Here is a 10,968-nt window from a genome sequence, read left to right as displayed (position 1 = left end):
CATTCGGCAACAGACAGGATGCCGCCGACGCGGTACGAAGCTTCGACTTTTTAAAAATACCCTTTGCCGGTGTCCAGGATCGCTTGACCACTACACACTTACTTTCTTTGCCGCCGCAAAGAAAGATAAGCAAAGAAAGCGGCTAGAAGCCCCTGCTAAGTGGGTCCCGCAGCCCACACAGGGTAGTGGTGCATCTGGAATCTGTGTTCGTGCCCGTGCATAAGCTTGTGACAAGGGCGTCATACTTCCGGCGGCGCTGCGCGCGCCGAAGAGCCGCTCATAAAACCGATCGCTACGTTTTGGCGCCAGGTCTTGTCACCGGGCCGTGGCTCGTCATTGGGCGCCACCGCGATTGCAATCGGAGCGGCAACTGCAACTTCCTACGGCGGCCGCAGCCGCGACTGTGATCGTGACCCGGACGGTGATTGCAGTACACCGACATATCGTTTGAGGCGGGTTCCCGGGAGAGTGCAGAGGCACGTCGCCGAGGCGAAGCCGACGGCCCCCACAAACCAAAACCGAAGCCCATGGTTTCCCATGCAGACCCGTCCGCGACGCACGTAGTGCGGAGTGGGAGCTGATGAGTCCTTTGTCACTAACGCCGAATGTGCGAGAGCACGGATTCCAGTCGCACCACTACCCTGTGCAGACCACGGCGCCCACTTAGCAGGGGCTTCTAGCCGCTTTCTTTGCTTACTTTCTTTGCGGCGGCAAAGAAAGTAAGTGCCGCCCCGCACAGGGGCAACACTAATAGACCACTAACAAAACAAGGAAAGGCACCAAAACCAGAACAAGGAAACCCCAACACCCCAATCAGACAAAAAACCAACCGCCGAGCAGGCAAAGAAACGTTACGTCACCCGCCGCCGCCCCAACCCCCGCACCGCGAGCAAACACAAAACCATAACCGTAAGCGACAAAACCGTAGTCATCGTCCCAAGCGCATAAATGACAGGCGTCGTCACCGACGTGGTAAGCCCCTGCAATTCGAGCGGCAACGTATTCTGATCTCCAATCGCCTGTGAGGTACGCGCAATCTCATCCCATGAAAGCGTGAACCCAAACATCGCGACGCCGACAACCGAAGGTCCGATGATAGGCAAAACAACATGCCGGAAACTTTGCCACGGCGTGGCGCCGAGATCCCGCGAAGCCTCTTCATAAGCAGGATTAAAGCGGTTGAACACAGCAAACATCACGAGCAAACCGAATGGCAGCGTCCACGTCAAATGCGCGCCCAGCGCCGACGTGAACAAGCCCATCGACGTCGTATAGGTATCGGCAAACGACTGATACCCCCACGCGGAAGCGAGAAACTTCACACCGTTATCGAGCAACCGGAACGTCAACCCGATCCCCAGCGAAACGATAATGGACGGCATGATCAGACTGGCAACCGACACGTAAAAGACGGCAGTATCCCCGCGAAACCGCCGGCGAAAGGCCAATCCGGCCGCCACCGAGAACAGCGCTGTCAACACGGTTACAGCCAACGCGAGCCGCACGGATCGCCCAAATGCACCCCAGATATCGACATCGCCCACGCCGTCACGCAGCGCGGCAAACCAGTGCAACGACACGCCACGCATCGGAAACGTCAGCCCGCCCTCAGGTCCCTGAAACGAAAGAATGAAAATCGTAATGACCGGTCCATACAGGAACAGCACGAACAAACCAAACAGCAGCGCGAGCCAGTAAAAGCTGGCCGGCCGACGCTCCCGATGTTTGAAGCGAATGGCCTGCATCTTCACAGCTCCTTGCGGATGTCGACCACCCGCGTCAAACCCCACACGATCATCAACACGACAGCCAGCAGAATGATCGCGTTGGCCGCCGCGGCGGGAAATTGCAGGTAGCCGGTCTGCACCTGGATGATCTTGCCGACAGATGCGATCTGCTGGCCGCCCATCACGCCGACGGTCAGGAAGTCGCCCATTACGATCGTGATCACGAAGATCGAGCCGATCACAATGCCGGTCTTCGACAGCGGCAACACCACGTCGCGAATCACTTGCCAGCCGCTTGCGCCGGCATCGCGCGCGGCCTCTAGCAACGAACGGTCGATCCGCATCATCGCGTTGAAAATCGGCACGATCATGAAGAACGTGTAGAGGTGCACGAACGCCAGCACGACCGAGAAATTCGAATACAACAACCATTCGAGTGGCTGGTCGATCAGATGTGCGCCCAGCAGGGCCTGATTGACGAGCCCGTTACGGCCGAGCAATGGCATCCACGAAATCATGCGGATCACGTTCGACGTCCAGAAGGGAATCGTGCAGACGAGGAACAGGATTGTCTGCATGCTCGTCGTGCGCACGTGGAACGCCAGGAAGTAAGCAATCGAAAAACCCAGCAGCAAGGTCACGGTCCATACGATCGCGCAGAACTTGAGCGTCGACCAGTATGTTTTCAAGGTCACGCAGACGTCCGTCATCGACGAACAGCCGTTGAAAATCGCCGCGTAGTTTTTGAGCGTGAAAGCCGGAATGATCTGGTACTCGTTGAAGTCCCAGAAACTGACAATCAACGTGATGACCAGCGGCACGATAAAAAACAGCAAGAACGTGAGCGAAAGCGGCGTCGCCTGCAACCATGCCGGCGCGCGCCGGTGTTTGACGGGCTCATCCTGCGCGTGAGACGGAAGGTCGATCGTTGCCATGGGCGGATATCAGTGGAAGCACTTTTGCGGCATAACCGCGTCATCGAAGAACTGCCGGCCGGTCATGCACCGGCAGTCCGGCATGCGATTCAGTCGCTCAGGTCACGTTCAAGCCACATTTAAGCCGCGATGAACTCGTTCCACTTCTGAACCATGTAGATGTTCTCGTCCATCACCGCATTCCAGCAGGCAATCGCCCCCATGCGCTGGTTGTACGAACCACCGTCACGCACCGTGCCGGCTTTTTCGAGCAACTGGCCATCGGGTGCCTTGATGTCCTGCGCGGCAGCCTTGCCTTCGATCCAGTAGTCCCATTCGTAAGGCTGCATGTGCGTCTTCGCCGTCTCGAGCACGCCGGAGTAATAGCCCTGACGCATCAGGTAGGCGCCGGCCCAACCGTCCTGGAACCAGTTGACGAACTCATACGCAGCGTCGAGTTTCTTGCCTTGCAGCGAGCGCGGAAAGCCGAAACCTGACGCCCACGAGCGGTAGCCTTCCTTGAGCGGCTGGAACTTGCAGGCGACACCCATGGTGCGCACTTTGGTCACGGCCGGCGACCACATCGACTGGATCACCACCTCGCCCGAAGCCATCAGATTCACGCTTTCGTTGAAATCCTTCCAGAACGCGCGGAACTGGCCGGCGCGCTTGGCTTCGATCAGGATCTTGATGGTCTGATCGATTTCGGCCTTGGTCATGTTGCCTTTGTCGCCGTATTTCACGTGACCCATCGCCTCGATCGCCATTGCCGAATCCATGATGCCGATCGCTGGAATGTTCAACAGCGCCGCCTTTCCCTTGAATTGCGGATTGAGCAGTTCGGCCCAACTGTCGATCGGGCGCTTGATGAGGTCGGGACGGATGCCGAGCGTGTCCGCGTTGTATGTGGTCGGGATCAGCGTCATCCATTCGGTCGGCGTTGCGGAGAACTCGGTGGAACGCGGGCCGGTCAGAAACATCACCTTCTTCGGCGCGGTGCCCTGATCGCCGATCTTCTTGCCGTTCACTTCACCGCGCGTCAGCACGGGCGTGATCTTGTCGGCGAGCTTGATACGTTTCGCGTCCATGCCCGCGAGCGTGCCGGCCGGAATCAGTTTCTTGAGCGCGAAATATTCGGTGTCGACAATGTCGAACGAGTTGGGCTGCGTGATGATGCGCTTGGCCACGTCGTCAGTCGTCACCGGCACATATTGAATGTCGATGCCTGTGTCTTCCTTGAATTTCTTCGCGATGTCGGCGCTCTGATTCACCGCCGTGCCGAGGTAGCGCAACGTGATCTTCTCCTGCGCATGCACGTACGGAAAACCGGCAATGCCGGCCGCCGCCACAGCGCCCTTGATGAACGTGCGGCGCGACAGGCCCTTTTCCTTCAGATCGGATGCGGCCGCTGCCGGGCTCTCGTTCGCTTCACTCATTGCCTTCTCCTCAGTTGACGTTCGTTTGGTCTGCGCCTGATGTTCGGTCAGCGCCTGTTTGTCGTTCAGTTAAAACTCGGTTCACGTTTCTCGTTCAGAGACCTTCTTTGCGCCACCGTGTCGCGCTGGCAGAACACAACCGCGCACCCGCTCAGGCCGCCAGCGGATGCGCATCCTGCTCGTTCCACCAGACCACCACACGCGCGTCGGGGCCGAGCCGTGCCGGGTCATAATCGCCGTCGCTCACCAACGAGATCAGTTCCGGCGAGCCGTCGAGCGGATCGAGCGTCATGCGTAAATGGGTGCCCTGGTATTCCGCTTCGCGCACCTTGCAGGGCACGCCGCCGATTCGCGCCAAGCCACTCTCACCGGTTGCCGTCTGAACTGGCGTGACGCCGTGCGGCACCACTCGCAGATGATCGGCGCGCACGGTAAACGAGCGGCCATTCGTGTTGAATACGTTGTGACCACCGAGAAAACGCGCGACGAACTCGGTACGCGGACGGTTGAAGACTTCGTGCGGCGTGCCGCTTTGTTCGATGCGCCCGTGGCTCATCACGACCACCAGATCGGCAAGCGCCATCGCTTCTTCCTGCGAGTGCGTGACGTGCACGAACGTGATACCGAGTTCTTTCTGCCAGCGCTTGAGTTCCGCACGCATCTGCACGCGCAGAAAGGGGTCGAGCGCTGAAAGCGGTTCGTCGAGCAAAAGGCAGCCCGGTTGATTCAACAACGCCCGAGCGAGCGCCACACGCTGCTGCTGGCCGCCCGATAGTTGCGCCGGTTTACGTTCGGCATACGCGGACATCGCGACCAGCTCCAGCAGCTCGCCGGCACGCTTGCGGCGCACATCTTTCGCTATGCCGCGCATCTTCAGGCTGAACGCGACGTTATCGAGCGCGCTCAGATGGGGGAACAGCGCGTAGTTCTGAAAGACCATTGCCGTGCCGCGGGCAGCGGGTTCTTCGCGCGTGACATTGCGTCCCGCAATCAGAATGTCACCCTCGGTGACCGATTCATGCCCGGCGATCATGCGCAGGGTCGAGGTCTTACCGCATCCCGAGGGCCCGAGCAGGCAGCAATACTGGCCGCCGGCAATGCGCAGATCGATGGCGTCGACGGCAAGCGAGTCGCCGTATTGCTTCGAAACGTGCACCAGTTCGATATCGGCGGCTGTGGTTTCGAGCACCGTTGAAGCAGGCTGAATCATGGAGTGGATGTCCTCGTGAACGGCGAAGTGCTGACGCACGCAAAACCACACGCGATGCCTCGGCGAAGCCATCCAAATGCAAGACATGTGCCATCTGTCGATTCGTGAGGTCCGGCGATTGCAAACGCGCCGGTGTGCTTAACGTCGACGAATTGGCTCACATATTGCAAACGATCTGCGGCGTCGATCGTCAGCGATCAAAGCGTTTCTTTTTGCGCAATCGCGGTGCGTCTTCGGTCCGTCCCGGGGCATGATCCGGCCAACTCGGTTCATACGGAGCGCCACGCGTCGCCTTTCGTTACTCACGGCTTCTTTACATGAACGACACACGGAACATGCCCGCAGCAGAAAATCGCGCCCGTCAACCGATCGCCACCCATGGCCGCTTTGCGTATCGCCCGATCACGGATAGCGACGCGTTCCGCTGGCCCGGCGATAGCGGGCTCGCGGTCTATCTCGGCTTCAATATCGAGCACTTTGCATTCGGCGAGGGACTAGGCGCCGCGCTCGGCCCGATTTCGCCGCAACCGGATGTGCTGAACCATAGCTGGCGCGAGTACGGCAACCGCGTCGGCGCGTGGCGCTGTATCGAACTGTTCGATCAGCTGGAAATGCCTGCGGGCACGCTCATCAATACCGCGCTCTACGACCATTGCCCGGAGTTGATCGCGGCGTGCGTGGCGCGTGGCGACGAACTGATCGGTCACGGGCACACCAACGCGCATCGGCAAAGCGACCTCGACGAAAATGGCGAACGCGAGCTGCTTCTGCATTGCCGCGAACGTATCGCCGAAGCGTCCGGCGCGCCGCCGCAGGGCTGGCTCTCACCGTGGATATCCGAATCGCACCTGACGCCCGACCTGCTGGCCGAGACTGGTTATCGCTATACGCTGAACTGGTGTCACGATGATCGTCCGGTACGTATGGCGACACGCAGCGGACCGTTATGGTCGATTCCGTACCCGCAGGAACTCAACGATCTGCCGATGATGGTGGGCCGCCATATGGACGGACGCGCGTTCGCCGACATGATCGTCGATCAGTTCGACGAGATGCTCGAACAGGCGAATCGCGGCACGCAGCCGCAGGCGCTCGTGATGGGCATCGCACTGCATCCTTATCTGGTGGGGCAGCCATATCGACTACGGCATCTGCGCCGCGCGCTCGAACACATCGCCGCGGCACGAGCGAAAGGCGATGTGTGGATCACGACGCCGGGCGCAATCGCGCATCACATGGACGAACTGGAGCGGGACGGCGTGCTGCGCCCGGAGGCTGCATGAGCACGAGTACGACCACCAAGCCGAAAGCCACTGCGGCCACCGCCAGAAAAACGCCAAAGGAAGAAGCGGACGTCGACGCCCGCATCTATCAGTCGATCTTCGACGGCGTGCTGAACCATCGTTTAACACCGGGCACGAAGCTGCCGGAGCCCGAGTTGTGTCAACTGTTCGGCGTGGGCCGCGCGGTCGTACGGCGGGTGTTGGAAAAGCTCGCCTACGACGGCATCGTCGTGCTGCGGCCGAACAAGGGCGCGGTGATCGCCGAGCCGACGCCGGAGGAAACGCGCGAGATCTTCGAGGCGCGGCGCTCCGTTGAACGCATGCTGGTCGAGCTGGCCGTACAGCGCGCGAGCGCCCAGGACATCAAGGCCTTGCGCCAGCAACTGGCGAGCGAACATGAGGCGATGCATCGCTTCGACCAGCCTTCGTGGGCCACGCTCGCGAGCGGTTTTCATATGCGCATCGCCGCGCTCGCGGGCAACTCGATCCTGCAAAACTATCTGAAGGAACTGGTTTCGCGCTGCTCGCTCATTGTCGGCGTATATGAGCCGCCGGGGCATGCGCCGTGCGAGCACGCGGAGCATGCGACGATTGTCGATTGCATCGAAGCGCGCGATGCCGCCGGTGCAATGGCCCATATGGAAGCGCACCTTCGCGATATCCAGGAACGAATCGAAACCTCGCGGATGCGCGGCGAGAAAAGCCTGGGCCAGTTGCTCGGCATCACTGGCTATGCCAATGCGTCAGCGCGGGAAACTACGTGAGTGGCGACACGCGGCCGCTTGACACTCAGCTGACTCAAACCCCGAGCGCACGGCCGTCGCTACGTGGATCGTGCGCGCCTGATGCTGCGCCGTCCGGCTCGATGCGGATCACGCCTGGATGGCCGGCCAAAGGACTCTGCGCTGGAATGGCGCTCACTTCATGCCCACGTGCAGCAAGTTCGGCAAACACGTCGGCGCCGACGTCCTCTTCGAGCTTCAACGCATCGCGCGTATCGGAGAATGTCTTGCCAAGCAGAAAGCGCGGACGGGCGAGGGCAGTGAGCGGGTCCATCCCGTAGTCGATCAACCGCGTGAGAATCGCGGCCAGCGTTTGTGGCTGACCGTCGGCGCCTTGCGTGCCGAACAGCAGATGTGGCCGGCCATCCTTCAGATACATGCCGGGGTTGAGCGTGTGGAACGGCCGCTTGCCCGGTTGCACCGCATTGTGATGCCGGGGATTCGTGCTGAATGAAGCGCCGCGGTTGTGCCACAGAATTCCCGTGTCGCCCGCCACTACGCCGCTACCCCAGTCGAAGTAAACCGTTTGCAGAACACTGACGCTGCGGCCTTCGCTATCCGTCGCGCCGATAAACACCGTGTCGCCCGGGCGAAACACGTGGGGCCATGCGCGCGCTTCACGCAGATTGATCGAGCGTGCATGCGCATCGAGTGCGGTGGGCGACAGCATGTCATCGACGGGCACCCAGTTGAACTCAGGATCGGATACGAAGCGGTCGCGGTCCACGAACGCGCATTTCACCGCTTCCACCAGCAGGTGGTAGTAGTCGGCGCTGCCCTCGGCAATCTGCGCAATATCGAAACGATCGAGCATGCCCATGATCTGCAGGGTCGTCACTCCTTGAGTCGGCGGCCGCATGCTGACCAGTTCGCCGCCACGATAGGCCACACGCAATGGCGCCTCGTCGCGTGCTTGCGTTCGCGCCAGATCGCTCAACGTCAGCGGCGAGCCGGCTTCGCGCAAACCGAGTGCGATCCGCTCTGCAAGCTCGCCCTCATAGAACTCGCGCGCGCCGAAGCGGGCAATCCGCTCCAGGCTCTTCGCCAGCGCGGGTTGCACGAAAGGTTCGGCGATGGCAGGAATGTGGCCGTGTGGCGCGAAAGTTGCCGCAAAGCCGGGCAGGGAACGCAACTCATCCGCGCGTAGTGTTTGCCAGAAATGCTGCGAAGGCGTGACGGGAAACCCATTCGCTGCATAGTCGAGCGCGTGATCGAACAGCGATGCCCATGATTGCTGCCCGCCCCATGAGGTCCGGCTGATCTGATAAGCCTGATTCCACGTGTCGACGGTCGCTGCCGTGGTGATCGCAGACGCAGCACCGCGCAAAGGAATCGCGCCGCTGTACGGTGGCAGTTGCTGCGCGGCCTGGCCGATGCCCGACACCGTGCGCAACGTCCCTTGCCGATCGCCGATCACCCAGAAAGCGTCGCCGCCGAGTCCCGTGAAATGCGGATACGTCACGCATAGCGCCGCGCCGATGGCGATCGCGGCTTCGATCGCGTTGCCGCCCGCACGCAGTATGTCGAGGCCCGCGGCGCTGGCAACGGCGTGCGGACTGGTGACCATGCCGCTGGTGCTGCTGGCGAGTTTCAGGTTGTGCATCTATGCTCCGCTACCGAAGGTTCGCCAAGATGTGCTGCGAGTATAGATCGCGCGCGAGGGCAAACAACGCACGATCGCTGCCGCGCGCGCCGACGAGCGACAGCGCAAGCGGACGATCGATTTCGTCAGTAAAGGGCAGCGTAATTTGCGGCAGGCCGCCAATCGCGGCGATCGAGTTCATCGTGAGCGCAGCTTCATAGAAGCGGCCGATTGCGGCGTCCGACGCTTCTTTCGCCAACAGCGCGACGGGCGTGGTCGGCATGAGCAGCACGCGATCGGGTTCGAACGTCGCATCGAGCACGCTGCGTAGTTCGCGCTGAGTGGCGCGCCATTGTGCGGCCTGGTTTCGATCGAGCGTCTCCAGCCGTGCAAAGCGGGCCGCAATGGATGGGCCGAAACGCGGCTGCGCCGAACGGATCCAGTCGCCGAGCGAGGCATCGATTTCAAGATCCTGCACGGCCTGATAACACGCAAGCCAGCGCGCTTCGTCCCCGGCGAACAGATCGAGCGATGTGTCCGCACCTAACGATTCAGCTAGCGCCTCAAGGCGTAAAGCATCGTCGGACTCGTTGCGCGCGCGAGCGGCGAACGCCTCGGCGACACGAACCAGGCGCAACGGCTGACCGGATGAGGAAGCTGCCGAGGCTGCTTCCGGCAGCAGTACGTCGCCCACCGCGGCAAGCACATCGATCGAGCGCGCGAACCAGCCGACCGTGTCGAAGCACGGGGCGAAGGGCAACACGCCCTCGAGCGAGATCGCATCGTGACTCGGCCGCATACCCCACAACCCGCAGAACGCTGCGGGAACGCGCACCGAGCCACCGGTATCGGTGCCTAATGCAAAGTCCACCTCACCGCTGGCGACTGCCGACGCAGAGCCGCTAGACGATCCGCCTGGCAAGGCATGCGGCCAACGCGGATTGAGCGGCGTGCCGTCATGATGGTTGGCGCCTTCGAGGCTATAGGCGAGCTCGTCGGTGATCGTCTTGCCGTCGAGCGTCGCGCCTGCTGCCAGCAGCGCTCCGACACAGGGCGCGTGACGGAGCGCCGGCACATGGCCCGCCCGCCAGTCAGGATTGCCGCCACCGGTCGTCACGCCCGCGACGTCGATCAGATCCTTCACCGCAAAGCGCAGGCCATCGAGCGGCCCGCTCGCCGTCGCAGCGACACGTACGCGTGGGCCAGAGATAAACGCACTCATGCGGCATCCGCCAAGGCATCGACGATGCGCGCCGAATCCGTGACGAAGCCAAAGCACTTCTTCACGTTCCAGACGGCCGCCTCCGTGCAGAACGCCGGCGACGACGTCGCGCAGCAGTCTTCCACCAGCACGCAGCCATAGCCGAGAAAGTTGGCGTCGGTCAGCGAATGCAGCACGCACTGATCGGTGTTCACGCCCGCGAACATCACCGTACGAATGCCGAGGTTGCGCAGGATGCTGTCCAGCGGCGTGTCCCAGAAGCCGCTGATGCGGTACTTGTCCACGCAGATGTCCTCGGGCAGCGGCTTGAGTTCGTCGACCACGGCAGCTGCCCAGGAATCCTTCTCAAGCACATGCGAACCGTTGCTCGCGAGCGGTTCGCCGAGGCCTGTGCCGGTTCCGGTCGGCTTATATAGATGCAACTGGTTCGGCGGCATGTTGGCGAGGTCGGGCCGGTTTCCCCAATTGACCCAGATAACCGGCACGCCGCGGTGACGCAGAGTCGGCAGCAGGCGCTGCAATGGTGCAATCGGCGCGCGGTCCACCACGAAATCGCCCCCAATCTGGGCAACCCATCCTCCGTTGGTGCAGAAATCATTCTGCATGTCGATGACGACGATCGCCGTGCTGCGCAGGTCGATGCGCACGTTTTGCGGTTCGCACGACAGCGTCGCGACGATTGGTTCGGGCGTGGGCAAGGACATGTCGACCAGTTTCTCGCTGGCACTCCAGCTATAGCGGCCGTCGCGGCCCAACTGGCCGGAAACGCTTGTGCCATATGCGTCGTGTTGTTTCATCGGAGGTTCTCCATC

9 protein-coding genes are annotated in these 10,968 nt (G+C 61.4%); 2 read left to right on the top strand and 7 right to left on the bottom strand.

Translation table 11 applies throughout. The annotated features are described in order from the left end of the window. Nucleotides 1-851: 851 nt before the first annotated feature. The 4 genes from BM438_RS39570 to BM438_RS39555 form a co-directional block, all read right to left on the bottom strand. A complete protein-coding gene (locus tag BM438_RS39570; RefSeq protein WP_093645969.1) occupies nt 852-1,745 on the bottom strand; it encodes an ABC transporter permease in 894 nt (297 codons plus the stop codon). Nucleotides 1,746-1,747: 2 nt separating this feature from the next. After that, the gene (locus BM438_RS39565) at nt 1,748-2,662 is read right to left on the bottom strand and encodes an ABC transporter permease (protein ID WP_054042305.1); all 915 of its coding nucleotides are present in this window, start codon (nt 2,660-2,662) and stop codon (nt 1,748-1,750) included. A 119-nt stretch (nt 2,663-2,781) separates the two neighbouring features. Then, nucleotides 2,782-4,077, bottom strand: coding sequence for an ABC transporter substrate-binding protein (locus tag BM438_RS39560; RefSeq protein WP_054042307.1), 1,296 nt, complete (start codon nt 4,075-4,077; stop codon nt 2,782-2,784). Between the two features lie 151 nt (nt 4,078-4,228). After that, complete coding sequence (locus tag BM438_RS39555; protein ID WP_093645985.1) at nt 4,229-5,287, bottom strand: ABC transporter ATP-binding protein; 1,059 nt, start codon at nt 5,285-5,287, stop codon at nt 4,229-4,231. Nucleotides 5,288-5,604: 317 nt separating this feature from the next. Here BM438_RS39555 and BM438_RS39550 point away from each other — a divergent pair, with 317 nt between their 5' ends. Next, nucleotides 5,605-6,570 carry a polysaccharide deacetylase family protein gene (locus BM438_RS39550; RefSeq protein ID WP_093645967.1) on the top strand — a complete coding sequence of 322 codons (966 nt, stop codon included), beginning with the start codon at nt 5,605-5,607 and terminating at the stop codon, nt 6,568-6,570. Then, entirely contained in the window at nt 6,567-7,334 is a 768-nt protein-coding gene (locus BM438_RS39545; RefSeq protein ID WP_093645964.1) for a GntR family transcriptional regulator, read from the top strand. Before BM438_RS39550 ends, BM438_RS39545 begins: the two co-directional genes overlap by 4 nt. 34 nt (nt 7,335-7,368) lie before the next feature. On the opposite strand, the gene ggt is transcribed toward BM438_RS39545, so the two are convergent. From ggt to BM438_RS39530, 3 genes are read right to left on the bottom strand one after another with little or no spacing between them, the layout of a single operon-like run. Next, nucleotides 7,369-8,955 (bottom strand): gamma-glutamyltransferase, encoded by a 1,587-nt coding sequence (ggt, locus tag BM438_RS39540; RefSeq protein WP_093645962.1) that lies wholly within the window; start codon nt 8,953-8,955, stop codon nt 7,369-7,371. Between the two features lie 10 nt (nt 8,956-8,965). After that, on the bottom strand, nt 8,966-10,156 hold the full coding sequence (locus BM438_RS39535; protein WP_093645959.1) for an amidase: 1,191 nt from the start codon (nt 10,154-10,156) through the stop codon (nt 8,966-8,968). Next, nucleotides 10,153-10,953, bottom strand: coding sequence for a cysteine hydrolase family protein (locus tag BM438_RS39530; RefSeq protein ID WP_093645957.1), 801 nt, complete (start codon nt 10,951-10,953; stop codon nt 10,153-10,155). The genes BM438_RS39535 and BM438_RS39530 overlap by 4 nt, the downstream gene beginning before the upstream one ends. Nucleotides 10,954-10,968: the final 15 nt, after the last annotated feature.

The organism is Paraburkholderia aspalathi (genome assembly GCF_900116445.1).
Lineage (GTDB): Bacteria > Pseudomonadota > Gammaproteobacteria > Burkholderiales > Burkholderiaceae > Paraburkholderia > Paraburkholderia aspalathi.
Note: the sequence above shows the minus strand (reverse complement) of the source record. Positions and strands in the feature narration are given on the sequence as shown.